The organism is Roseivivax lentus (assembly GCF_900156805.1).
Classification (GTDB): Bacteria; Pseudomonadota; Alphaproteobacteria; order Rhodobacterales; family Rhodobacteraceae; genus Roseivivax; species Roseivivax lentus.
On the sequence record NZ_FTOQ01000008.1, the window covers coordinates 47,734 to 72,028 of the forward strand.

The 24,295-nt window shown below is 68.5% G+C and carries 23 protein-coding genes; 12 read left to right on the forward strand and 11 right to left on the reverse strand.

Annotated features, from left to right (window positions below):
* Window positions 1-34: 34 nt before the first annotated feature.
* On the forward strand, window positions 35-2,236 hold the full coding sequence (uvrB, locus tag BW990_RS13425; RefSeq protein WP_076448569.1) for an excinuclease ABC subunit UvrB: 2,202 nt from the start codon (window positions 35-37) through the stop codon (window positions 2,234-2,236).
* Between the two features lie 66 nt (window positions 2,237-2,302).
* A complete protein-coding gene (locus BW990_RS13430) occupies window positions 2,303-3,064 on the forward strand; it encodes a DUF6782 family putative metallopeptidase (RefSeq protein WP_076448571.1) in 762 nt (253 codons plus the stop codon).
* 10 nt (window positions 3,065-3,074) lie between these two features.
* Here the strand turns inward: BW990_RS13430 and BW990_RS13435 are convergent, their stop codons facing one another.
* Window positions 3,075-3,344 carry a GlsB/YeaQ/YmgE family stress response membrane protein gene (locus BW990_RS13435; protein ID WP_076448573.1) on the reverse strand — a complete coding sequence of 90 codons (270 nt, stop codon included), beginning with the start codon at window positions 3,342-3,344 and terminating at the stop codon, window positions 3,075-3,077.
* A gap of 72 nt (window positions 3,345-3,416) precedes the next feature.
* Window positions 3,417-4,037, reverse strand: coding sequence for a rhodanese-like domain-containing protein (locus BW990_RS13440; protein ID WP_327214088.1), 621 nt, complete (start codon window positions 4,035-4,037; stop codon window positions 3,417-3,419).
* Between the two features lie 98 nt (window positions 4,038-4,135).
* Between BW990_RS13440 and BW990_RS13445 the strand changes: the two genes are divergently transcribed.
* Window positions 4,136-4,321, forward strand: a complete 186-nt coding sequence (locus BW990_RS13445) for a PLD nuclease N-terminal domain-containing protein (protein ID WP_076448575.1) — start codon at window positions 4,136-4,138, stop codon at window positions 4,319-4,321.
* Between the two features lie 87 nt (window positions 4,322-4,408).
* Here BW990_RS13445 and BW990_RS13450 read toward each other — a convergent pair whose 3' ends face one another.
* The gene (locus BW990_RS13450) at window positions 4,409-4,816 is read right to left on the reverse strand and encodes a universal stress protein (protein WP_076448577.1); all 408 of its coding nucleotides are present in this window, start codon (window positions 4,814-4,816) and stop codon (window positions 4,409-4,411) included.
* 76 nt (window positions 4,817-4,892) lie between these two features.
* Window positions 4,893-5,204 (reverse strand): I78 family peptidase inhibitor, encoded by a 312-nt coding sequence (locus BW990_RS13455; RefSeq protein ID WP_234990259.1) that lies wholly within the window; start codon window positions 5,202-5,204, stop codon window positions 4,893-4,895.
* A gap of 93 nt (window positions 5,205-5,297) precedes the next feature.
* On the opposite strand from BW990_RS13455, the gene BW990_RS13460 reads away from it, so the two are divergent.
* Both BW990_RS13460 and BW990_RS13465 read left to right on the forward strand, forming a co-directional pair.
* Complete coding sequence (locus tag BW990_RS13460; RefSeq protein ID WP_076448579.1) at window positions 5,298-5,690, forward strand: hypothetical protein; 393 nt, start codon at window positions 5,298-5,300, stop codon at window positions 5,688-5,690.
* A gap of 126 nt (window positions 5,691-5,816) precedes the next feature.
* Window positions 5,817-6,821 (forward strand): glycosyltransferase family 2 protein, encoded by a 1,005-nt coding sequence (locus BW990_RS13465; RefSeq protein ID WP_076448581.1) that lies wholly within the window; start codon window positions 5,817-5,819, stop codon window positions 6,819-6,821.
* Window positions 6,822-6,955: 134 nt separating this feature from the next.
* On the opposite strand, the gene BW990_RS13470 is transcribed toward BW990_RS13465, so the two are convergent.
* Window positions 6,956-8,101: a S1C family serine protease gene (locus BW990_RS13470; RefSeq protein ID WP_076448583.1), complete on the reverse strand. Its 1,146-nt coding sequence runs from the start codon at window positions 8,099-8,101 to the stop codon at window positions 6,956-6,958.
* Window positions 8,102-8,343: 242 nt separating this feature from the next.
* Between BW990_RS13470 and BW990_RS13475 the strand changes: the two genes are divergently transcribed.
* Both BW990_RS13475 and BW990_RS13480 read left to right on the forward strand, forming a co-directional pair.
* A complete protein-coding gene (locus tag BW990_RS13475; RefSeq protein WP_076448584.1) occupies window positions 8,344-9,018 on the forward strand; it encodes a response regulator in 675 nt (224 codons plus the stop codon).
* Window positions 9,015-10,373 carry a sensor histidine kinase gene (locus BW990_RS13480; protein ID WP_076448586.1) on the forward strand — a complete coding sequence of 453 codons (1,359 nt, stop codon included), beginning with the start codon at window positions 9,015-9,017 and terminating at the stop codon, window positions 10,371-10,373. The genes BW990_RS13475 and BW990_RS13480 overlap by 4 nt, the downstream gene beginning before the upstream one ends.
* 18 nt (window positions 10,374-10,391) lie before the next feature.
* On the opposite strand, the gene BW990_RS13485 is transcribed toward BW990_RS13480, so the two are convergent.
* The 3 genes from BW990_RS13485 to BW990_RS13495 form a co-directional block, all read right to left on the reverse strand.
* Window positions 10,392-10,955, reverse strand: a complete 564-nt coding sequence (locus tag BW990_RS13485) for a hemerythrin domain-containing protein (protein WP_076448587.1) — start codon at window positions 10,953-10,955, stop codon at window positions 10,392-10,394.
* 41 nt (window positions 10,956-10,996) lie between these two features.
* Window positions 10,997-12,502, reverse strand: coding sequence for a D-alanyl-D-alanine carboxypeptidase/D-alanyl-D-alanine endopeptidase (gene dacB / locus BW990_RS13490; protein ID WP_076448589.1), 1,506 nt, complete (start codon window positions 12,500-12,502; stop codon window positions 10,997-10,999).
* 302 nt (window positions 12,503-12,804) lie between these two features.
* Window positions 12,805-13,410, reverse strand: coding sequence for a nicotinate-nucleotide adenylyltransferase (locus tag BW990_RS13495; protein WP_076448591.1), 606 nt, complete (start codon window positions 13,408-13,410; stop codon window positions 12,805-12,807).
* A gap of 177 nt (window positions 13,411-13,587) precedes the next feature.
* Here BW990_RS13495 and ettA point away from each other — a divergent pair, with 177 nt between their 5' ends.
* Window positions 13,588-15,243, forward strand: a complete 1,656-nt coding sequence (ettA, locus tag BW990_RS13500) for an energy-dependent translational throttle protein EttA (RefSeq protein WP_076448592.1) — start codon at window positions 13,588-13,590, stop codon at window positions 15,241-15,243.
* A gap of 81 nt (window positions 15,244-15,324) precedes the next feature.
* On the opposite strand, the gene BW990_RS13505 is transcribed toward ettA, so the two are convergent.
* Complete coding sequence (locus BW990_RS13505; RefSeq protein WP_076448594.1) at window positions 15,325-15,900, reverse strand: REP-associated tyrosine transposase; 576 nt, start codon at window positions 15,898-15,900, stop codon at window positions 15,325-15,327.
* 223 nt (window positions 15,901-16,123) lie between these two features.
* Here BW990_RS13505 and BW990_RS13510 point away from each other — a divergent pair, with 223 nt between their 5' ends.
* Both BW990_RS13510 and BW990_RS13515 read left to right on the forward strand, forming a co-directional pair.
* The gene (locus BW990_RS13510; RefSeq protein ID WP_076448595.1) at window positions 16,124-16,330 is read left to right on the forward strand and encodes a cold-shock protein; all 207 of its coding nucleotides are present in this window, start codon (window positions 16,124-16,126) and stop codon (window positions 16,328-16,330) included.
* Window positions 16,331-16,504: 174 nt separating this feature from the next.
* Window positions 16,505-17,410, forward strand: a complete 906-nt coding sequence (locus tag BW990_RS13515; protein ID WP_076448597.1) for a DMT family transporter — start codon at window positions 16,505-16,507, stop codon at window positions 17,408-17,410.
* Here BW990_RS13515 and BW990_RS13520 read toward each other — a convergent pair.
* Complete coding sequence (locus BW990_RS13520) at window positions 17,382-18,059, reverse strand: thiamine diphosphokinase (protein WP_076448598.1); 678 nt, start codon at window positions 18,057-18,059, stop codon at window positions 17,382-17,384. The genes BW990_RS13515 and BW990_RS13520 overlap by 29 nt on opposite strands.
* A gap of 137 nt (window positions 18,060-18,196) precedes the next feature.
* Between BW990_RS13520 and BW990_RS13525 the strand changes: the two genes are divergently transcribed.
* Complete coding sequence (locus tag BW990_RS13525; protein ID WP_076448599.1) at window positions 18,197-21,220, forward strand: prolipoprotein diacylglyceryl transferase; 3,024 nt, start codon at window positions 18,197-18,199, stop codon at window positions 21,218-21,220.
* Window positions 21,221-21,363: 143 nt separating this feature from the next.
* On the opposite strand, the gene fsa is transcribed toward BW990_RS13525, so the two are convergent.
* Entirely contained in the window at window positions 21,364-22,017 is a 654-nt protein-coding gene (gene fsa, locus BW990_RS13530) for a fructose-6-phosphate aldolase (protein WP_076448600.1), read from the reverse strand.
* Window positions 22,018-22,093: 76 nt separating this feature from the next.
* Between fsa and BW990_RS13535 the strand changes: the two genes are divergently transcribed.
* Window positions 22,094-24,295, forward strand: coding sequence for a primosomal protein N' (locus BW990_RS13535; protein ID WP_076448601.1), 2,202 nt, complete (start codon window positions 22,094-22,096; stop codon window positions 24,293-24,295).

Below are 24,295 nucleotides of genomic sequence, written 5' to 3' on the forward strand. Positions count from 1 at the left end.
CGCAAGTGTAGCAGGCCAGAAGGAAGCCCGCCCGATGCACAACAACAACCCCGCACAGATGCCCGCGCTCTTGCATGCGCCGGCCCCGCACGTCGCCGAGCGCGAAAAGCTCGAAGGCGGCCGGCGTTTCGTGATGCATACCGAGTACAGCGCCGCGGGCGACCAGCCCGGCGCCATCGTCGAGATCTCCGAGGCGATCCGCGCGGGCGAGCGCGACCAGGTGCTGCTGGGCGCCACCGGCACCGGCAAGACCTTCACCATGGCCCGCGTGATCGAGGAAACCCAGCGTCCGGCGATCATCCTCGCGCCCAACAAGACGCTGGCCGCGCAGCTTTACGGCGAGTTCAAGCAGTTCTTCCCGGAAAACGCGGTCGAGTATTTCGTCAGCTACTACGATTACTACCAGCCCGAGGCCTACGTGCCGCGCTCGGACACCTATATCGAGAAGGAATCGCAGATCAACGAACAGATCGACCGGATGCGCCACTCGGCCACCCGGGCGCTGCTGGAGCGCGACGACGTGATCATCGTGGCCTCGGTGTCCTGCATCTACGGCATCGGCTCTGTCGAGACCTACGGCGCGATGACCGTCGATCTGTTCACCGGCAAAGAATACGACCAGCGCGCGGTGATGGCGGACCTCGTGGCGCAGCAATACCGCCGCAACGATCAGGCCTTCCAGCGCGGCTCGTTCCGGGTGCGCGGCGACGTTCTGGAAGTCTGGCCGGCCCACCTCGAAGATCGCGCCTGGCGCTTTTCCTTCTTCGGCGAGGAGCTGGAGGCGATCACCGAATTCGACCCGCTGACCGGCCAGAAGACCGGCAGTTTCGACCGGATCCGCATTTACGCCAATTCGCATTACGTCACTCCGCGCCCGACGATGAAACAGGCCGTGGTCGAGATCAAGAAAGAGCTGCGCATGCGGCTCGACCAGCTCGTCGCCGAGGGCAAGCTGCTGGAAGCCCAGCGGCTCGAACAGCGCACGAATTTCGACATCGAGATGTTGGAGGCCACGGGCGTCTGCAACGGGATCGAGAACTATTCGCGCTACCTCACGGGCCGCGCGCCGGGCGAGCCGCCCCCCACCCTCTTCGAATTCATTCCCGACAACGCCATCGTCTTCGCCGACGAAAGCCACGTCTCGGTGCCGCAGATCGGGGGCATGTACAAAGGCGACTACCGGCGCAAGTTCACGCTGGCCGAACATGGCTTCCGCCTGCCCTCCTGCATGGACAACCGCCCCCTGAAGTTCGAGGAATGGGACGCTATGCGCCCGCAATCGGTCTTCGTCTCGGCCACCCCCGCCGCGTGGGAGCTGGACCAGACCGGCGGCGTCTTCACCGAACAGATCATCCGGCCCACCGGCCTGCTCGATCCGCAGGTTGAGATCCGGCCCGTCGAGACGCAGGTCGACGACCTTCTCGACGAGATCCGCAAGGTCGCGCAGGACGGCTACCGCGTGCTCTGCACCGTGCTGACCAAGCGCATGGCCGAGGATCTGACCGAATACCTGCACGAACAGGGCATCCGCGTGCGCTACATGCATTCGGATATCGACACGATCGAGCGGATCGAGATCCTGCGCGACCTGCGGCTCGGCGCTTTCGACGTGCTGATCGGCATCAACCTTCTGCGCGAGGGCCTCGACATTCCCGAATGCGGGCTGGTGGCCATTCTCGACGCGGACAAGGAGGGCTTTCTTCGTTCGGAGACCTCGCTCATCCAGACCATCGGCCGCGCCGCGCGCAACGCCGAGGGCCGCGTCATCATGTATGCCGACCGCATGACCGGCTCGATGGAGCGCGCCATCGGCGAGACCAACCGCCGCCGCGAAAAGCAGATCGCCTATAACGAGGAACACGGCATCACGCCCGCGACAATCAAGAAGAACGTCGAGGATATCCTGGCCGGGCTCTACAAGGGCGACGTGGACATGAACCGCGTCACCGCCCAGATCGACCCGAAGGCGCAGGGATCGAACCTGCAGGCGGTGCTGGAGGGGCTGCGCGAGGACATGCGCAAGGCCGCCGAGAACCTCGAATTCGAGGAAGCCGCGCGGCTGCGCGACGAGGTCAAGCGTCTCGAGGCGGTAGACCTGGTGGTGGCCGACGACCCCATGGCGCGCCAGCAGGCGGTCGAGAAGGCCTCGGAAGAGGCAACGAGACGCACGGGGCGCTCCACCGCCGGACGCGGGGGCATGCGCGGCGGCAACGTGCAGCGGCGCAAGAAACGCTAGCCCGGCTTTACAGCGCGCCGTCTTTGCGCCGAAACTCGCCGCGATGACCCCGATCCGGCCCGATCCGTGCTGAGCCTCGCGCGCGCCTCGGCGCTCGCCCTGACCTGCGCCGCGCCGTTCGCGGCGCAGCCGCTGAGTTGCGCGTCGGCCCCCTTCACCGATCTGCCCGGGGTGACCCAGGCGCTCGATGCGCTCGCCCCCGCGCTCGACGAATATGCGGCCCTGCGCCGCACGCTCGACGACACGGTCGCGGCGATCTGCCTGCGGGACGGCCCGGGCGAGGCGCAGGGCTATTTCGAACCCGAGACGCGCCGGATCGTCCTCTCGGACGGGCTCGAGACGCCGCTGATGATGGCGGTGCTGGTGCATGAGCTGCGCCACGCCGCGCAATACGAAAGCGCGGTCTGTCCCGACCGCGCGCTGGCGATGGGCGATTACGCGCAGGCCGTGGCGGCGATGGAGGCCGATGCCTCCGTCACCAGCCTCGTGATCGCGGATGCCCTTGCGCGGGCGGGTGCGCCGGCGATGTGGCAGGCGCTGGCCGATTGGCCGATGCAGGCCGATATCGCCGCGGCCTTTGCCGAGGCGCGGGCGGCGGGCGCGGATCTCGCCGGCGCCGCATCCCTTGCCTTCGATGCCTGGTATCTCGCACCCGACCGGGTCTCGACCTATTACGTCGCGGCCTGTTCGGATTACCTCGACGCCGCCGACCGCGACCATCTCCTGCCGCGCTACGGCAGCCTGTCCGAGGGGTATTTCACGGCCCTCTGCCACCTGCCGGACGGCACGCGCTACAGCTGCGCGCCGCCTTCTGCGCCTGAGCGCTGACCTCCGGGCCCTAGCGTTCGAGCATGCGGGCCAGCGCCAGCACGATGACCGCGCCGATCAGCGCCGCGATGAGAATCGCGATCAGCCCGCCCGCGGCGAGGATACCGACACCGAGCGCGGCGAGAAGGAAGGGCAGCGCCACGGCGCCCACCACGCCCAGCACGATGTAGCGGACGCGGTGCCCGCCCGCGATGACGCTGGCGATCCAGCCCGACAACAGGCCGATCAGCACCAGAAGTGTCAGCGACACGGCCCCCAGCACATCCAGAAACGCTTCCATCGTCACCTCCGTTCGTCACGCAGACATTCGGCGCGCCCGCCGCTCTTCAAGTCCCCAAGCACGGGGCCGAAATCAGGACCCGCCCGCCACGGTCAGGCCCAGCAGACGCCAGCCTTGCATGCCCCAGCGATAATAGCTGATCTTTTCGGCCGGAAAGCCCGCCTCGATGATGCGCCGGATCGCGGTCGGCGATTGTCCGCACCAGGGCCCGTTGCAGAACAGCACGATGGCGCCGACGTCCGGACCGCATTCGAACCCGTCGAAATCGGGCTCGCAGCCCAATTCGTGCAGGCGGTCGGGCATTTCGGTATAGGGCATGGAGATGGCCCCCGGGATCGTGCCCGTTTCCCAATCCGGGCGGACGCGGCTGTCGATCACGGTCACCTCCGGGTCCTGCAGGGCCGCCAGCAATTCCAGCTCGCCGATCGTGGTGACGCCCGGGGCGGGCTGCATCGGCTGGATGCAGAAATCCGGACAGGGCCGCGAGGTGCGCGCGAAGGCGCCGGTCAGCACGTTGTCCACGTCCTGAATGCGCTTGATCTCGACCGCGCCGCCGCCGGTCTCGACGGTGACCGAGGGCAGATCCCGCGTGATGTTCACCGCCTCCTCGGCCTCCGCCCCGTTCGGGCTGAGCCCACCGATGGCCATGCCGAGCACCAGCGCCAGCGCTCCGATCCGTCGCGTTTCCGTCATCTCGTGATCCTCCCTGTGCTTCGATCCACCTTTCGGGCGGAACCATTCCCTCACGGTTTCGTTAACCTGTATATTGATTGCAACTTTGGAGCATGACAATGGAATACGGCCTTCTCGGACTGATCATCCTCGTTCTGGATATCTACGCGATCTACCAGACCCTGACCTCCGGCGCCTCGACGCTGGCGAAAATTCTCTGGACGCTGGCGATCCTGATCCTGCCGGTGCTGGGCTTCCTCGCCTGGCTCGTCGCGGGCCCGCGCGGCGCCGCCGTTCGGACCTGACAGGCGCGCCGTCGGCCCATGCCGAAGGCCGATCGCCCTCAAAAACCACCGGGGCGCGTTGGGGCGCGCCCCGGCCTCCAGCGCGGGTCAGCGGATGACATGCACCCCGCAAGGCGCATGCCGCACCACCCGGCCCGCGGTCGAGCCCAGAAACCAATCGCTCATATCCGGCTTGTGCGACCGCACCACCACCAGGTCCGCCCCCACATCCTTGATCTTGTCGAGGATCAGCGTCGGTGCATGGCCGTGCACCACCTGAAGCGTCACGTCCGCCTCGTCCTTCAGCGCCGTTTTCAGCGCCTCTTCCGCCTCGTCCTGCGCCTGTTCGAAGATCACCGCGGGCACTTCGGCGGCGATGTAAAGCGGCACCGCCTCGATCACCGACACCACGGTGATCTTGGCCCCGTCCGCGGCCAGCGCCCGGGCAACCGAAAGCTGTTCGGACAGCCGTTCGGGATGGTCGGGGGCCACGGGAATGAGAATGTTGTGATACATGAAGGGTCCTCCTTTTCCGCCTGAGTGACACGCGCGGACGGACGGCGCCTTGATCTGGATCACCCCCCGTCGCGGATCACCCGCAGAAAAGCTCGCGCACCGCGCCGGTCTCGTCGGTCCGCACGTTCAGCCGGTCGGGGTGGTAATCCATCGTCATCATCGCGCCCGGCGGCAGATAACGCACGGTCCGGTCCGGGTCGGGCTCCTGCCCCTCAGGCAGCCGCTGCAGAACGCCGCCCTCCGCCGTCGGCAGACAGACATGTCGGTCGGGATCGAGATCCGCTTCGGTCCGCCCGGTCTCCGTCTCCGGCGCGCAGCCGACCAGCAGCGCGGCGGCCAGGCCCACACGCGCCCCCTCCGCACAGAACATCCGTCGCGCCTTCTGCATGACCCGCATCTTTCCCACCTTTCCGCATCGTTCTCGCAAGACTATGATGGATCGACACGTCCCGCCAGACCGGCCCCTGTCCGAGAGCCCCCGATGCGTCTTCCGCGCCCCCTCTTCCTCCTGCCGTCCTGCCTGCTGCTTGCGGCTTGCCTCAGCCCGCTGGAGCGGTGCGTGGAACAGGCCAATCGCAGCCTCTGGGCCGCCGAGGAGGAGTTGCGCGAGATCGAGGCGACGCTGGCCCGCGGCTACGCGCTCGAGACGGTGGAGACCACCGTGCCGTTCTACACGACCTGCTACGATTCATCGCTCGACCGGCGCGTGCCCTGTTTCGAGGACCTGACCCGCACCCGCACGATCCGGGTCGAGGTCGATGAAGCAGAGTTGCGCCGCCGCCGCGACGAGCTTGCCGCGCAGATCGTGGTGCTGCGCCCGGGAGCCGAGGCCGCCGCCGCCGAATGCCGCGCCCGCATCCCCGAAGACGCCTGAGCGCGGCCCGGCAGCCCGCGCCCCGACACCGCGCGGACACAGATCGCCCCCTTCCGGTACGGCGCCCCTTTACCGGCTGCGCCCGCAGGCCCTACCCTGCCCAAAAGACAAGAGCAGTGAGCCGCCATGAAGATCGCCGCCCTCACCATGGTCTATCGCGACCACTGGTACCTGCGCCAGTGGCTCCGGCATTACGATGCCCAGATCGGACGCGAGAATTGCGTGATCCTCAGCCATGGCGACGAGCCCGAAATCCGCGAGATCGCGCAGGGCGCCCGCATCATCGCCTATCCGCGCGACGATCTCGCCAATTTCGACGATGCGCGCTGGCACGAGTTGAACACCCGGCAGGCGGAGCTGCACGAGACCTATGATTGCGTCATCACCGGCGATGTCGACGAACTGGTCTTCGCCAGCGACGTGGACCGGCCGCTGGATCAGGTGCTCGCGCAATGGCGCGACCGGCCCTGCGTCTTCGCGTCGGGCTTCGACCTGGTGGAGCATCCCGACCTCGACGCGCCCTTCGACGATTCCGCGCCGATCTGGACGCAGCGGCGCTACGGCCTCTGGGCCTCGGGCTACACGAAGCCCGCGGTGAGCTTCCGCCCGGTCTTCTATCGTCCGGGCGGGCACCGGGCGCTCGACGTGGAGTATTACGTCGCGCCGGGCCTGCACCTCGCGCATCTGCATTACGCCGACAGCCGGCAATTGACCGCCCGCCGCGCGATCCAGACCGAGGTCGCGGCGCATTGGCCGGACCGCGCGCGCTTCACCAATCACTGGAAGGAAGGGGTGGAGCGCGATGTCTCGCTTGGCCCCGAGGAGGCGGCGATCTCGAGCTACGAGGAAAGCTTCATCGCCTTTCACGACCTCGTCCGCGACGGCTTCCGCGGACGCGGGCGCGGCGTGGGGGCGCCGCGCACCCAGACCCGCCTGCCCTTCCGCCTGCCCGCGACCTTCGCGCGGATCGCCACGGCGCCCGCGCGGCCTTCTCCCAAGGCGGCTTCGAAGGCGAAGACCGCCGCCAAGTCGGGGACGCGGACCGCCACCTCGAAGAAAAGCACTACCGCGCGCAAGAAGGCCCCTGCGAAGACGGCCTCGCGCAAGACCACCTCCGCGACTGCAAGCTGACCGGGCCCGCCCGCGCGTCCCTGTGGGCGAGCCCGCAGGCGCGGCGCAAAAAGAAAGGCGCGGGTCTGGCAACCCGCGCCTTCCCGCCGCCCCGGCAGGGTTCGTCTTGGGGCCGCCCGCCGGGGCGTGCCCGATCAGGCGTCGATGTTCGACCGGTCGCCCAGCGTCACCGTCACCTGGGTTTCCTCGCCGCGGCGCAGATAGGTGATGTCCACCTCGGCACCGGGGCGCAGCGTGGCGATCGCCCGGGTCAGATCGCGCGGGGTCTCGACGCCCTCGCCGTTCACCGACAGGACGATGTCGCCCTTCCTGAAGCCCGCTGCCTCGGCGGGGGTGTCCGCGGTCACGTCCTCGATCATCACGCCGGTGCCCTCGTCGAAGCCCAGCGCCATGGCGACATCGTCGCTGACGGGCGCGATGCGCACGCCGAGCCAGCCGCGCTCCACCGTGCCGTCATCGGACAGGTCCTCGACGATGGCCGAGGCCAGTTCGGACGGCACCGAGAAGCCGATCCCGACCGAACCGCCGGTGGGCGAGATGATCGCGGTGTTCACGCCGATGACCTGGCCCATCTCGTTGAAGAGCGGCCCGCCGGAATTGCCCCGGTTGATCGCGGCGTCAGTCTGGATGAAGTCGTCGAAGGGCCCGGCATTGATGTTGCGGCCCAGTGCCGACACGATGCCCGTGGTCACGGTGGTGCCCAGCCCGAAGGGGTTGCCGACGGCGATCACGTTCTGGCCGACCTGCAGCGTGGTGCTGTCCCCGAAGGAGACGAAGGGCAGGCCCTCGGCCTCGATGTCGAGCACGGCGATGTCCGTCGCGGGATCCGCGCCCACCACCTCGGCGGTGAATTCGCGACCATCCTCGAAGGTCACGGTGACCTCGTCGGCGCCGTCGATGACATGGGCGTTGGTGACGATGCGACCGTCTTCGGAGATCACGAAGCCGGTGCCCGCCCCCTTCATCTCGCCGCCGGGACGGCCCGGCTGACCGGGCATGCCAGGCATCGGCATGCCGAAGCGCTTCTGGAATTCCTCCATGAAATCGCGCTGCTCCTGCGGCATCTCCGCCGAGGCGGTGCGGGCAAGCTGGGTCACCTCGATGGTGACGACCGCCGGGGTCAGTTCCGCGACGAGGTCGACGTAATCGGTGCCCATCGCGGGCGCTGCGGTCGCGGGCGTGGCGCCGGGTGCGACGCTCAGCACGCCGCCGGTGGCAACCAGCGCGGCCAGCGCAACGCCGGTCAGGTAGGTCTTCGCGGGTCCAGTGGTTCTTGTCATGTCTGTTCTCTCCCGGTGATCCGGATTGATCTCATATCCGACCGCGGGGCGCGCGCCGCCCCCGGTTCCCTGCAACAGATTGAACACCAAGATTGCAGCCGCACAGGCCCCGGGATTACAATTTCGCAAGGTTTCTCACAGGCGCGCCAGAGACCGTATATGGCGGGCGCCGGGCCTTGAAACGGCGACGCGCGCGTCCCTTGTCTCACGGGCCGGTTGAGACCATTCCGAGGGCCATGCCCATGAAGATACTTGTCATCGAGGACGACGCCACCACGGCGGACTTCATCACCCGCGGCCTGACCGAAGAGGGACACGCGGTCGATCACATGACTTCGGGCCGCGAGGCGCTGAGCCTGGCCATGTCGCATCCCTACGATGTGATCGTGGTGGACCGGATGCTGCCCGATCTCGACGGGCTGTCGCTGGTCAAGGCGCTGCGCTCCGCCAAGGTCACGACACCCGCGATCTTCCTGACCGCCATGGGCGGGCTCGACGACCGGATCGAGGGGCTCTCGGCGGGCGGCGACGATTACCTCGTGAAGCCCTTCGCCTTCGGCGAGCTCTCGGCGCGCATCGCCGCACTCGGCCGCCGGCTGCCGATGTCGGATGCCGCCGAGACGGTGCTGCGCGCGGGCGACCTGGAGATGGACGTGGTGCGCCGCACGGTCACGCGCGGCGGTCAGCCGCTGGACCTCCTGCCGCGCGAGTTCGCCCTGCTCGAACACCTGCTGCGCCGCAAGGGCCGGGTGCAGACCCGCACGATGCTGCTCGAAGGCGTCTGGAACATCCATTTCGATCCGCAGACCAACGTGGTCGAGACGCATATCTCGCGGCTGCGCGCCAAGGTCGACAAACCGTTCGAACGCGATCTGATCGTCACCGTGCGCGGGGCGGGCTACAAGATCACCGAATGAACACGCCCCGCGCCAGCCTGTCGAACATCATCCGCTCCACCCCGGTGCGGATCGCGCTCTGGCTGGTGCTGGTCTTCGCGTCGGTGAATCTCGTGACGCTGGGCGGGGCCTACGTGACCCTGAAGGCCCAGGCCGAGGCCGCGATCCGCGCCGATCTGACCGCCGAGATCGCGGGCCTCGACATCACCGCGACGCCCAATGCGCTGCGCCGCCTCGTCGAGGTGCGCGCCCGTGCCTCCGACCCGCGCGACCGGGTCTACCTCTTTATCGGCGACGATGGCCTGCGCGCGGGCAATGCCGATGCGCGGCTGTCGGAGGGCAACGTGATCCTCAGCGCCTCGGACGGGCGGGCGCTGTCCCATACCGGCTACCTGCAGGAGGTGCGGCGGCTGTCCTCGGGTATCCTGGTGATCGCGCAAAGCCTCGAACGGGTGGAGGATCTGCGCCGCACCTTCTTGTGGCTGCTGGCGCTGTCGCTCCTGCCCACGGTGGTGCTGTCGCTCGGCCTCGGCACGCTGATCGCCCGGCGCTCGGCGCGCCGGGTGGAACGGATCGAGGCGACGCTGGGCCGGATCGCGGCGGGCGACCTCACGGCGCGCTACGATCCCGGCGCGGCGGGCGAGGACGACCTGACCCGCATCGGGCGCGGCGTCAATCGCATGGCCGCGCGGCAGGAAGCGGCGACCGAGGCCCTGCGCCAGGTCAGCGCCGACATCGCCCATGACCTGCGCACGCCGCTGCAGCGGATCGCGGTGCTGCTGGACGAATTGCAGTCGAAGACCACCGAGGACGACCCCCGCGCTCCGCTGGCCGACCGCGCCCGCGCCGAGGCGGATCGCGCCGTGCAGGTCTTCCACGCGCTGCTGCAGATCGCCCAGATCGAAGGCGCGGGCGCCCGGGCCGATGCCGCCCCGGTGGACCTGACCGAGATCGCCCGCGAGATGGCCGAGCTCTACGAACCCGCCGCCGAGGAGGCCGGCGTGACGCTCGGCACCGATCTGCCCGAGACCCCCGTCCCGGTGACCGGCGACCGCGCGCTGCTGGGCCAGGCGCTGGCCAACCTGCTGGAGAACGCACTGCGCCACGGCGGCGGCACGCCGATCACCGTGTCGGTGGCCCGGAACCCGGACGGCCCGGTGCTCTGCGTGTCGGATCGCGGCCCCGGCATTCCCGAGGCGGAACGCGACCTTGTCACCCGCCGCCTCTACCGGCTGGAGCGCAGCCGCACGACGCCCGGCAACGGGCTTGGCCTCGCGCTCGTGGCGGCGATCGCGCAGGCCCATCGCGCCACCCTCTCGCTCGGCGACAACGGCCCCGGCCTCAGCGCGCGGCTGCATTTCCCGTCGGTCGACTAGGCCGGGCGCAGCGGCCCGTCAGTGCAGGCCCTGCGGTCCGTTCTTCAGGATCACCGGCACGATCAGCTCTTCCTCGTCGTTGAGATGCCGGTCGAGCAGCGCCTCGAAGGACAGCAGTTCCTCGCGGAAGCGCCCGGTTTCGGTCTTGCCCTGCAACACGCCGTTGGCATGCTCGGCAAAGCGCGCGAGAAGGCCGTCCATGTCGTCGTGATCCGCCTCGAGGATATCGAAGCCGCGCGCCACCCGGCTGTCGAGGCCGACGAGCTTTGGGAAGTAATGGTGGTCCTCGATCTGGTGATGGCCGTGCAGCTCATTCAGCAGCATGCCGCCATAGCGCGACAGGCGCTGATTGCGCATCCGCGGGTCGAGCTTGCCGTCCATCTCGGCCTCGGCATCCTCGCGCAGCGCCGCGCAGATCTGCCGGAACATGCCGTGCCGCCCGAGCCAGAATTCGACGAGACCGGTGAAATGCGCATGCGCCTCCCAGCCGGTGCGGGGATATTCCTTCACCAGAACCCGGAGCGCGTCGGGCAGTCCCGTCCGCGTGCCGAGCCGCAGATCGTCGGAGATCCTGATTGCCATCTCTGTCCTTCCTGTCTCTGCGCGCCCGGGACTACCGGCTCTCAGACCGGCCCGTATACCGCGCGCCAGCGGCGCAGCAAGGCGTGTTGCAGGCGTTTCGCGCCGCCATTCCAGGTCCGTCCGCCCGGCGGGCGTTCGCGTTCGGCCTCGCTCAGCGCCGCGCGCCGCCCCAGATCGGCCGAGAAGATCGCGAAGGCCAGTTCGGTCCCGTCGGGCAGGGTCTGGAACCCCGCGAGCCCCGACACGAAATTGAGCGTCCCGGTCTTGGCGCGGATCTCGACACCCGCATCGGGCAGCGGCGTGCGGGTCTCGTCCTCGAGCGGGATTTCCTTCAGGATCGGTTTCAGCGTGCCGCGCGCCCTGAGCCGCACCAGCGCATGGACCATGTCCACCGCCGAGATGCGGCTGGCATCGCCCAGGCCCGAATGATCGACGAAGGCGATCCGTTCGAGCTCCAGCACCTCGCGCCCCCAGCTGTTCATCGCCTCGGCCGAGGCGGCGAGGCTTTCGGGCACCGCGCCCGTCCGCGCCGCACTGGCGGCAAGGCCCACGATCTCGGCGGTGATGTTGGTCGAATAGCGCAGCATGTCCTCGAGGATCCCGGGCAGGTCCTCGCTTTCGACCCGGGCCACCTCGATCGTGCTCTCGGGCAGCGTCTCCAGCAGCTCGGGCGCTTTCAGCCGCGTGCCCTGCGCGCCCGCCATGGTCTGGAAGACCTCGCCCGCGTAAAGCTCGGGCTGGCGCACCGGCAGCCAGCGCGCGCCGCCATTGCCCAGCGCGGATTTGGCGACGGTCCAGTCGTCGCGCCCGCCCGTATCGCGGTAGGTGTAGATCGGCGCGCGGCGCGCGACGACGACCATGCGGGCCATCGACACTTCCGGCCGGTACCTGGCCGACCGTCCGTCCATGGTGATGCTGTAATCGGCGCCCGCCCTGCGCCATTCGAAATGCACTCGGTTGAAATTGAGGTTCAGCCCCGAGATCGCGGGGTTGTAGCCCACATGATCGGGCTGCAACGCGTCGATCCCGTCGAGCCGCGGCAGCGCGCCGCCCCAGACGAGGAAGCGCCCGCGCACCTCGCGCAGGCCCGCGGCCTTCATCGCCGCGGCGAGTTCCGCCATCCTATCGGTATCGAGCGTCGGATCGCCCCCGCCCGCGAGGATCAGATCGCCGTCGAGGATGCCGTCCGGCGACACCTCGGCGGTAGCGAGAAGCCGCGTGACGAAGCGATGCTCCGGGCCCAGCGCCTCCAGCGCATAGGCGGCGGTCAGCGCCTTGGCGACGCTGGCGGGCGGCAGGCTCAGCGTGCCGGCATAATCCTCGAGGATCTGGTCCGAAGCCACATGCGCCACCGCCACGCTGGTCGCGCCGCCAAGCCGCGCCCCGGCCACCAGCTCCTGCAGCGAAGGCACGGTCTTGACGAGGAAATCCGGCGCGCGCGCCAACGGGCGCAGCGAAGTCTCGGGCGCCGCGGCAAGCGACGGCCCCGCGGCGAGTCCCGCCGCCATTCCGGCCAGAAGCCGTCTTCGGGAAAGCATACGCGTCATGCCCCGGAGTTAATACACCCGCCTTGGGCAGAACAAGGACGCCCGCGGGGCTTTTCGGCGATCCCGCGCGGTGGTAGCGCAATTGTCATGTGGCGGGCCCTTCTCCTGATGGCGCTGGCGATGCCATGCATCCCCGCAGGCGATAGGGCGGCAAAGTTTCTGGTGACCGTACAAGCCTCGCGCCGCTGTTCACGGGCTGAGCGGTCTTCGGCGATCTGCCCGATACGCCGACCTGGGCGGGGCTCGCCGTCATCATCGGCGCGGACGTGATCTTGGTCCGGCTCGGATGGCGGTCTTTCGCGCTACCCGCCCGCCCGGGCAGTGCGCAGCGCGGTTGAGCTGAGCGGGCTCATCGGCATGTTCAGAAAACACCAGGCAGGTGCCTCGGCGCTCGGCAGGGCTCGCGCCGCATGGGCGGGCAGACGCGCCTCCGCGAGGCACCGCGAAGCCTTCGCGTTAAGCGCGGCCATCCGCGATCCGGGCCGCGCGAGAATGCCCATCGGCACGCGGTGGGCGATCTCGCGCCAGCGGTCCCAGCGATGGAATTGCACGAGGTTGTCCGCCCCCATCAGCCAGGTGAAGGCGACCCGCGGATAAAGCGCCTGCAGCGCCGCGATCGTGTCGGCGGTGTAGCGCGTCCCGAGCCGCGCCTCGATATCCGACACCTCGATGCGCGGATGGCCGGTCAGGGCGCGCGCCGCCGCCAGTCGCTCCGAAAGCGGCGCGGGTCCTTCGGCCTTCAGCGGATTGCCCGGCGAGACGAGCCAGATCACCCGCGCCAGCCCGAACCGCTTCAGCGCCTCGCGGCTCAGATGCACGTGACCCGCATGGGGCGGATCGAAGGAGCCGCCCAAAAGCCCGATCCGGACGCCATCCGGCAGGGACAGGCCATGATCGCCGCGTTGCATGCTGTTCGGACCCGCTTCATTCATTGGACGCGGTGAAACACCGGATCGCGGCGAAAGGCAATCATCGCGCCGCCGCGGGGCCATTGCGCCGGACCACATGCCGCCCCTTCCAGTGTCGCGCCAAATCCCGTAGAGAGCCGGCAACACGTCACATGCGCGAACAAAGGGGGGCCGGACATGGCAGCCTATCAATACGTCTACCACATGGATGGCGTCTCCAAGACCTATCCGGGCGGCAAGACCTGCTTCGAGAATATCAAGCTCAACTTCCTGCCCGGCGTGAAGATCGGCGTCGTCGGCGTCAACGGCGCGGGCAAGTCCACGCTGCTCAAGATCATGGCCGGGATGGACAAGGACTTCCAGGGCGAGGCCTGGGCCGCGGAAGGCGCCAAGGTCGGCTACCTGCCGCAGGAGCCCGAGCTCGATCCGGCCCTCGACGTGCGCGGCAACGTGATGCTGGGCGTGGCCGCCAAGAAGGCCAAGCTCGACCGTTTCAACGAGCTGGCGATGAACTATTCGGACGAGACCGCCGACGAGATGGCGCAGCTGCAGGACGAGATCGACGGTGAGAACCTCTGGGATCTCGACAGTCAGATCGACGTCGCCATGGAGGCGCTGCGCTGCCCCGCCGACGACGCGGATGTCACCACGCTTTCGGGCGGCGAGAAGCGCCGCGTCGCGCTCTGCAAGCTGCTGCTCGAAGCGCCGGACATGCTGCTTCTCGACGAACCGACCAACCACCTCGACGCGGAAACCATCGCCTGGCTGCAGCAGCACCTGATCGACTACAAGGGCACGATCCTGATCGTCACCCATGACCGCTACTTCCTCGATTCGATCACCGGCTGGATCCTCGAGCTCGATCGCGGGCGCGGCATTCCCTACGAGGGGAATTATTCCTCGTGGCTGGAGCAGAAGGCCAAGCGGCTCGAGCAGGAGGCGCGCGAGGACAAGGCCAAGCAGCGCACGCTGTCGCGCGAACTGGAATGGATGCGGCAGGGCCAGAAGGCGCGGCAGGCCAAGTCCAAGGCGCGGATCCAGGCCTATGAGCAGATGGCGAGCCAGTCCGAGCGCGAGCGCGTCGGCAAGGCCCAGATCGTCATCCCGCACGGTCAGCGCCTCGGCAACAAGGTGATCGAGGTCGCCAACCTGAACAAGGCGATGGGCGACAAGCTCCTGATCGAGGATCTGACCTTCTCGCTGCCGCCGGGCGGCATCGTGGGCGTGATCGGCCCGAACGGCGCGGGCAAGTCGACGCTGTTCAAGATGCTGACCGGCAACGAAACCCCCGACGGCGGCACGATCGAGTTCGGCGATACGGTGGACCTGTCCTACGTGGACCAGAGCCGCGACGACCTCAATCCGACCGACACGGTCTGGCAGGCGATCTCGGGCGGGGCGGAAGTCATCAAGCTCGGCGATGCGGAAGTTAACAGCCGCAAGTATTGCGGGGCGTTCAACTTCAAGGGTGGCGACCAGCAGAAGGTGGTGGGCCAGCTCTCGGGCGGCGAGCGCAACCGGGTGCACATGGCGCGGCTGCTGAAATCCGGCGGCAACGTGCTGCTGCTCGACGAGCCGACCAACGATCTCGATGTCGAGACGCTGCGCGCGCTCGAGGATGCGCTGACGGATTTCGCGGGCTGCGCGGTGGTGATTTCGCACGACCGTTTCTTCCTCGACCGGATCTGCACGCATATCCTGGCCTTCGAGGGCGAGGCCCATGTGGAATGGTTCGAGGGCAATTTCGAGGATTACGAGGAAGACAAGAAGCGCCGCCTCGGCGCCGACGCGCTGGAGCCCAAGCGGATCAAGCACAAGAAATTCGCGCGGTAATCCTCGCGCGGCGTGCCCCGCGCGACCCCGCCCGATCCTCATGCGCCCCTCGCCTCGCGGCGGGGGGCTTTTCGTCTCGGGCTACGCCTGCGCGAACAACGACGCCTGTGCGGGCTGCGCGGGTGGAAGAGGCCGCGCGGCGGCGGCAGCGCCGCCCAAGTGGCCGGCCAGCCGCCGGTCGCGGTGCAGCGACGAGTACGGCCAGTCCTCGGCCCGCCTGGCGAGCTTGTGGAAGACCGGCGCCTCGTGGCAGGCGGCCACCGCGGCGCGATAATCCTCGGCATCCTGGATCACGCGGCGGGTGAAGCCCTGGGCCCAGATGCCCACCTCGCCGCGGCGGGCAGCCTTGGCCGACAACCGCCCCGGCGGCGGATCGGGCGCCCGGCCCGCGCGGCGCAGATGGCGCGAGAAATGCACCTTCACGCTGCCCCAGCGTTCCGAGTAGTTCGGATCGCCCTCGGGTAGCGTCCAGACCGCGTGCAGCCCGTCCGGCAGCACCACGAAGGCATCGATATGGAACGGCCGCTTGCGCAGAACGTCCCGCACCGCGGCGCGCAGGAGATCGATCTCGTCGACCAGAAGCGAGGTGCCGGGGCGCGCCAGCGCAACCGCAAAATAGAGTGTCACGCCAGTGACGAAGGGATGTACGAAAGCCATGCCCCGAAGCCTGGACCGCCACGGTTAAGATCCCGTGAACAAAGGCCGGCGCCCCGATTATCCTTGCCAGACGGCCCGGCACCTGTCATACGGCCCCTGCTAACGATCTTCTCTGTCGACCCTGCTGTTCTCTTCAAACCGGCACTCAGGTCTCTCGATCCAGACGTGACTTCGCCGGGCTGCCGCACTTCAGCGGGCAGCGACAACAGCAAGGAATGCTATCATGGCAACTGGCACCGTTAAGTGGTTCAACACCACCAAAGGCTTCGGCTTCATCGCACCCGAATCGGGCGGCAAGGACGTGTTCGTGCACATCTCCGCCGTCGAGCGTTCGGGCCTCACCGGTCTTTCCGACGATCAGAAGGTCACCTTTGACCTCGAGACCGGCCGCGACGGCCGCGAGAGCGCGACCAACCTCGCCCTCGCATAAGCGATAGACGGCCCGGGCGCGGGGAACACCCCGCCTCCGGCCAGACCCACGAACCGCCCCGCCGCAGAGATGCGCGGGGCGGTTTTGTTTTGCCCTCCGCTTTTTCATCAATGCCGTTTTCCGCGCCCCGCATCCTCCCTCGACATCGCGCCCACCACCGCAGAGCATGCCGCCATGACCACCCCCGCCCATATCGACCGCCCGCTTCTGGGCATTGCCCTGATGGCGGGCTTCTGCGTGCTGGCCCCGCTCGGCGACAGTCTCGCCAAGATCCTGGGGCCCACCATCCCGCTCCTGCAACTCCTGCTCGTGCGCTTTGCCGCGCAGGGCCTGCTGATGGCGCCCATGGCGCTGAAGGACCGCCCGGCGCTCGGCCCGCGCCTGCTTTGGCTCATTGCGCTTAGGACCGCGCTGCACATCGCGGGCATCGGCATGATGTTCAGCGCTCTCGTCCACATGCCGCTGGCCGATGCGGTCTCCATCGCCTTCGTGATGCCCTTCATCCTGCTGCTCCTGGGCTGGCTGTGGCTTGGCGAGGAGGTCGGGCTGCGCCGCCTTCTGGCCTGCGCGATCGGCTTCGGCGGCACCCTCCTGGTGCTGCAACCGGCCTTCGAGGAGGCCGGCTGGATCGCCTTGCTGCCCCTCGGGGTCGCGGTGACCTTCGCGCTGTTCATGCTCGTCACGCGCAGCCTGTCGCGGCACGTGGCCTCAATGACCATGCACGCAATCTCGGGCGGGATGGCGACGGCGGTCCTGCTGCCCGCGGTGGTGATCCTCGGCGCCTGGACGGTGCCCTCCGCGCGCGATGCCGCCCTTCTGGCGGCGCTCGGACTGCTCGGAACCTACGCGCATCTGTTGATGATCTGGTCGCTGAAATACGCGCCCTCCACCACCCTCGCGCCGATGCAATATATCGAGATCCCGGTGGCCACGCTTTTCGGCTTCGTGATCTTCGGCGATCTGCCGGGGCCGCAGGCGAGCCTCGGGATCGCGGTGATCTGCGCCGCCGGGCTCTACGTGATCTGGCGCGAACGGGTGACCGCGCGCAGCATCATGCGGGCCAGCGCGGCGCCGCCCTGAGCGCGTCCTCCAGCATCCGCGCCCCTGACGCCGGCAGGATCAGCAGCATGCCCGCCCGGTCCATCTCCAGCGTGACAGGCCCCTCGGCCATGTTCGAGGTGCCGGTGACCCGCCACGGCGCGAAGGCGATATCGGCGATCGGCCAGTGCAGCCCTTCAGAGCGCCCTGTCACCTCCGTCATTGGCCAGAGCGACACCCGCGTGCCCGGCGCCAGGTCAAGCGCGATCCGCGGCGGGCACAGCGTCACCACGTCCTCCGGCCCGATCAGCAGCACCGGCTGCGCCGGTCGCCGCACGAGCCCGGTGAAGACGGCAAGCTGATGATCCACCCGCTGGCCCAGAAATCCCATCCCCACCACCAGCGGCGCCGCGATCCGCGACAGGCACTTGTCGAAATCGGTGCTGTCCTGTTCGCCGATGCGATGGATCACGCCGCGCGGCAGCCGGGCCCGCGCGGCATCGCAGAGCGAATCCATATCGCCGATCACGGCACCCGGCTGCCCGCCCGCGGCCAGAACCGCCTCCGCACCGCGATCCGCCGCGACCACATTCGGGTAACGAGACAACGCCCGTCTCAACGCGGCATTATCCACGTCTCCGCCACCAACGAGCAGAATTGGCTCCACAGTGGAAACAATCGGGGAAATCATGGCGAATTCACCTCAATTTAAGCACATGATCACAATACAGACACGAAATGATACGTTGTAGGACGCAGATTCGGTCGGCTTTGGTCCCTGTCCAAATGTTAAACAGTTTGTTGCGGATAGACTGAAAGTGAGCAGCCATGGTGAGTTCGAGCAAAATCCTGACGGTCTCATACGGGACCTTCTCGTGCACCCTAGAGGGGTTCGACGACTCGTTCGATACGATGAAGGCGATTGCGGAATACTTTCGTGACCTGGCGCAGGACGATCGCTATTTCGGCGCCGAACCTCCGACCCCGGATGCCGAGATGCTGGCCCGGATCGCCGAGCGTGAGATCGCCCGCCGCGTCGAGGCCCGGTTCGAAGATAACGGCAGCGTGGTTTTGCGCGCCCGCCTGAGCGACGACACCGCAAAGGCCGCCGCAGCCACGGATACGCAAGACTATAGCCCGAGCGCACCGCCCGCCTCCGCCCCCATGGATACGGTCGACGCCGCGGACATGCCGGTGGAGGACGCGGAAGACGCGCTCGATCCCGCAGAAACGCAAGCTCTCGCCGAAGAAGCGGCCCCCGCAGAGACAGAATCGCAGGCCGCTGCAGCCCCCGAGACTCCGCAGGCCCCGGCCCCGCAGGACGTGAGCCCGGCCCAGCCCGACGACACCAATCTCGCACCCGAAGCCGATGCGCTCGTCGCCGCGGCGGATGCGCAGGCCGAGCCCATTGCCGAAGCGCCCAGCCCGGCCCCCGTCCCGCCTGAGAACAGCGTCGCCGCCAAGCTCGCCCGCATCCGCGCGGTCGTCTCGGCCCAGACTGCCGTTCCGACCGACACGTCCGCCGCCGCGGCCGCCGCGGCGACCGCGGTTCCCTTCGCGGCCACGGCAGCCAGCGCCTTCATCGAGGACGAACATGCCGAAGATATGATCGGCGCGCCCGAACGCCACTCCGGCGAGGACGCTGCGCAAGCGGCGGAGGAGCCGGTCGCGCAAGCGGACGACATGCAGCCCGCCGAGGCGCCGCAGGACGACATCGCCGAAGAAGACGATCCGTTCGACACCGAAGCGCTGGCCGCCGTCATGCGCGCCTCGCTCTTGGGCGATCCCGAAACGCCTGCCGGCGCGCAATCCGGCCCGATCACGCAGGTCGACGCCGAGGACGCCGCCGATACCAGTGAAGCGGACGCCGTCGCCGAGGCGCAGCCCGAAGCACAGCCCGAACCCGATGAGAGCGCGATCGACGACACGATCGCGACCTTCCTCGCCGGCGACTCCGAGGCCACGGCGGAGCCGTCCGCGCCGACTGCCATCGCAGAAGAGCCCGAGCCCGCGGAGAGCGCGTCCCCCTCGGCAGGCCCGGAAACCGGTGCCGATGACGACGGCGAGTTCGATTTCGACGAAATGCTCGCCTGGGCCCAGTCCGGGGACTCGGACACGACCGAGACCGACGCAACCGAGACCGAAGAACCGGAAGACGCCGCAGAGATCGCCGAGATCGACGCGCTCGAGGATGATGCGGAGGTAGAATCCGCGCCCGAGCTGGACGCAGACCGCGCTGTGGATGACACGCCGGAGGAGGCCGTCGCGGAGCATACGCTCGGCGACGACGACGCGGCGTTCGATAACGCCGATCTCGCCGAGACCGCAGAAGACCTGGCGCAGACCCCTGACGAGGCCGACAGCACGGATGACGGACAGGCCGCCGAGGCCGATCCCGCGCCGACACCGGCCCGCCAGCTGCGCATCATGAAGGTCAAACGCGCCGATTTCGACCACGCCCTGTCGGACGGATCGCTCGAAGCGGTGGCCGAGGACGACGAAGCCGAGGCCGAGGCGACCGACACGCCCCTGACCGCCCTCCGCGCCGCGCCGCGCGGCCTGACCGAGGACAGCACCCTGTCCCCCGAGGAAGAGGCCGACCTTGCCCGTGAGCTCGCGGCCTTCGAGGCCGAGGAACTCGCCGAGGCAGAGGCCGCGGCCGAGGAGCCTGTCACCTCCAAAGCGCGGGATGACGACGAGGACGAAGACGACGACGCGCCGTTCCAGCTGACCGCGGCCCATGCCGCGGCGCCCGACATGGCCGAGGACGAGGACGAAGACACCGCCTCTGACGACGCCGAGACCGATGCCCATGCCGGGCTCGACGATCTCGACGAGTTCGACGATCTGGACGATAACGAGGACGAGGACGAGGACGGAGACGCGAAAGCGCACCGCCCCGCCGCCGCCCGCCGCACCGAACAGGATGACGACGATCTCGATTTCGAGGACGCCTTCGCCAACGAGCTCGACGAGGCCTTCGCCGAGGGTGAGGAGGCCGATCTGCGCGCCACCGCCCAAGCGGTCGAGGCCGATCACGACGCGGACGAGGACGAGGCGGATGACGAGGCCGCGCTGAAGGCCGCGATGGACCGCGCCACCGAAGATGCGCGCCGCACGGTCAAGATGTCCTCCCCGGCCCGCGCGATGCTGACCGAGACGCCGGTCGAAGACGATGAAAGCGGCGTCGGGCGGCTGATGGACGAGACCAACCGCGAGATGGACGAGCCGGAAAGCAAGGGCCGCCGCTCCGCGATCCAGCATCTGCGCGCCGCGGTCGCCGCGACCCGGGCCGACCGGCTTCTGGGCCGCAAAGCGGATGACAGCGCGAAGACCGAACGCTACCGCGAGGATCTGGCCGATGCGGTCCGGCCCCGCCGCCCCGCCGCCGTGTCGACGCCCCCTGCCTCCGAACGCTCACGCCGCCCGGCGCCCGTGCGCCCGGCGCCGCTGAAACTGGTGGCCGAGCAGCGCGTCGATATTGCGCCGCCCGAAAGCCGCCCGGTGCAACCCCGCCGCGTCGCCCTCGTCGACGAGGTGCCGCAGGAGGCCCGCGCGAAGGCCGAACAGAGCTTCGCGGAATATGCCGAAAGCGTCGGCGCGCGCGACCTGCGCGACCTTCTCGAGGCCGCCGCGGCCTACATGGCGCATGTGGAGGGGCTGAGCGCGTTTTCCCGCCCGCAGCTCATGACGAAGCTGCGCGAGGCCGAGGAATCCGAAAGCAGCCGGGAAGACCGTCTGCGCGTGCTGGGCAAGCTCCTGCGCGAGGGCAAGATCTCCAAGCTCGACGGCGGCCGCTTTGCCGCCTCGGACGAGATCGGGTTTCAGCCGCCGAAACGCGCGGCGGGCTGACCCCCGGTAACCTGACCCCCGGTAATCCGCCCCCCGGTAATCCAAACGAAAAACAGCGCCCCGAGGGGCGCTGTTTTGCATGTCTGGCCGCAGACATCCGCCGGATGTCCGCAGCGCTCTGCGTGTTTCGCAAGAGGCAAGGCTCAGACGATCTTGATGCCCGCCTTCTCCGCGTCCTTGATGAACTGATCGAGCCCCTTGTCGGTCAGCATGTGGTTGGCCATCGCCTTGATCACGCCCGGAGGCGCGGTGGCAACGTCCGCGCCGATCTTGGCGCATTCGGACATGTGATTCGCGGTCCGGATCGAGGCCGCCAGAAGCTGCGTCTCGTAGCCGTAATTGTCGTAGATCTGGCGGATATCCGCGATCAGGTCGAGACCGTCCTGGTTCAGGTCGTCCAGCCGCCCGATGAAGGGCGAGATGAAGGTCGCGCCCGCCTTGGCGGCGAGAATCGCCTGATTCGGCGAGAAGCACAGCGTCACGTTGACCATCCGGCCCTCGTCGCTGAGCGTCTTGCAGGCCTTCAGGCCGTCCCAGGTCAGCGGCACCTTGACCGTGATGTTCTCGGCGATCTCGGCCAGTTTGCGGCCCTCGGCGATCATGTCCTCGGCCTTCAGTGCCACGACCTCGGCCGAAACCGGGCCGGAGATCATGTCGCAGATCTCCTTGATGACCTCGAGAATGTCGCGACCGGACTTCATGATCAGCGACGGGTTCGTGGTGACGCCATCCACCATTCCCAATTCGTTGAGTTCGGCGATTGCGTCGATATCGGCGGTGTCGACAAAGAATTTCATTTGGCTCTCCTCCCGCATGGCTTGGCCTCAGGCTCTAGAGCCTTTACCTCAGTTTCAAGCAAGGCAAAAGCCCCGGATGTTAGCGGAAACACCCTCATTCTTCGCGGCAGGCGACCGGATCGCGGTCCTGACCACGCAGCCTCTCGGCGGCGTGCTCGACTACCGTGCGCCCGAGGGCGGTGTCGCCACGGGCAGTTTCGTCGAGGTGCCGCTGGGCCCCCGCCGGGTCATGGGCGTGGTCTGGGGGCCCGGTGAGGGCGGCTTCGATGCCGCGAAGCTGCGCCGCGTCGGAGCGGTGCTCGATATCCCGCCCATGCGCCTCGAAATGCGGGATTTCCTGATCCGCGCGGGCGCCTACACGCTGACGCCGCTGCCGCAGATGCTGCGGCTTGCGACCCGCGCGCCGGGGCTCGGCCAGCCCCCCGGCATGCGCAAGGTCTACCGCGCGGGCGATGGCCGGCCCGACCGCGAAACCGCCGCGCGCAGCCGCGTGATGGACGCGCTGTCCGAGATGGGCGGGCTCGCCCTGACCCTGTCGGAATTGGCGCAGATGGCGGGCGTCTCGACCTCGGTCGTCAAGGGGCTGGTGAAACAAGGCGTCGTGCGCGAGGAGCAAAGCCCGCGCGACACGCCCTTCCCGCGTCTCGACCCGTCCCTGCCGAGCAAGGCCCTGGCCGAGGATCAGGCCGCCGCCGCGGAGGTCCTGCGCGACGGGCTCAAAAGCCGCCGCTACGGCACCACGCTTCTCAAGGGCGTGACCGGGTCGGGCAAGACCGAGGTCTATCTCGAAGCCGTCGCCGAATGCCTGCGCCAGGGCCGCCAGGCGCTGGTGCTGCTGCCCGAGATCGCGCTTTCGGCGGAGTTCCTGACCCGGGTCGAGGCCCGCTTCGGCGCGCGTCCCGCCGAATGGCATTCCGGCGTCACCCAGACCGAACGCCGCCGCACCTGGGCGATGGTCGCCGAGAACGGCGCGCAACTGGTGGTCGGCGCGCGCTCGGCGCTGTTCCTGCCGTTCCAGGACCTCGGCCTCATCGTCGTCGACGAGGAACACGACACCTCCTACAAGCAAGAGGATGGCGTGCTCTACAATGCCCGCGACATGGCCGTGCTGCGCGCCTCCATCAACGATGCGCGGGTCGTGCTGGCCTCGGCCACGCCGTCGCTGGAAAGCTGGGCCAACGCGGAGGCCGGCAAGTACGACCGGCTGACACTGACCTCGCGCTTCGGCACCGCCGCCCTGCCCGACATGCGCAGCCTCGACATGCGCAGCGAGGACCTGCCGTCCGACCGCTGGGTGTCCAACACGCTGGCCCGGGCGGTTCAGGTGCGGATCGACCGGGGCGAACAGGCGCTCTTGTTCCTCAATCGCCGCGGCTACGCGCCGGTCACGATCTGCCGCGCCTGCGGGCATCAGATCGGATGCAAGCACTGCGATGCGCGCATGGTCGAACACCGCTTCTTGAAGCGCCTCGTCTGCCACCAATGCGGCGAGACCGAACCGCGGCCCGAGACCTGCCCCGCCTGCGAGGTCGAGGGCAAGCTCGCCGCCGTGGGCCCGGGCGTGGAGCGGCTGGCCGAGGAGGCGCGCGCGCTCTTTCCCGAGGCGCGGATCGCGGTCCTCTCCTCGGACATGTACACCACCGCGCGGCAGCTGAAGGCCGAGATCGCCGCCATCGCCGCCGGAGAGGCCGACATCATCGTCGGCACGCAGCTCGTGGCCAAGGGGCACAATTTCCCGCTGCTGACGCTGGTGGGCGTGATCGACGCGGATCTGGGCCTGCAGGGATCGGACCTGCGCGCCGCGGAGCGCACCTTCCAGCTGATGCGCCAGGTCGCGGGCCGCGCGGGCCGGGCCGAAAAGCCCGGCATCGCGCTGTTGCAGACCTACCAGCCCGAACACCCGGTGATCCGCGCGATCCTGTCGGGTGACGAGGAGGGCTTCTGGCGGGCCGAGGCGCGCGAACGCGAGGCGGCGGGCGTGCCGCCTTACGGGCGCATGGCCGGGATCGTGCTGTCGTCGGAGGATGTGCAGCGCGTCTTCGATCTGGGCAATGCGCTGGCGCGGAACGCGCAAATGCTGCGCGCCGTCGGGGCCGAGGTCTACGGCCCTGCCCCCGCCCCCATCGCCAAGGTCCGCGGCCGGCACCGGGTGCGGCTTCTGGTGAAGGCGCCGAAGGGCACCGCGCTGCAGCCCGCGCTCGCCGACTGGGTGGGTCAGTTCAAGCTGAAAGGCGATCTGCGCGTGTCGGTCGATATCGACCCGCAGAGCTTTTTCTGA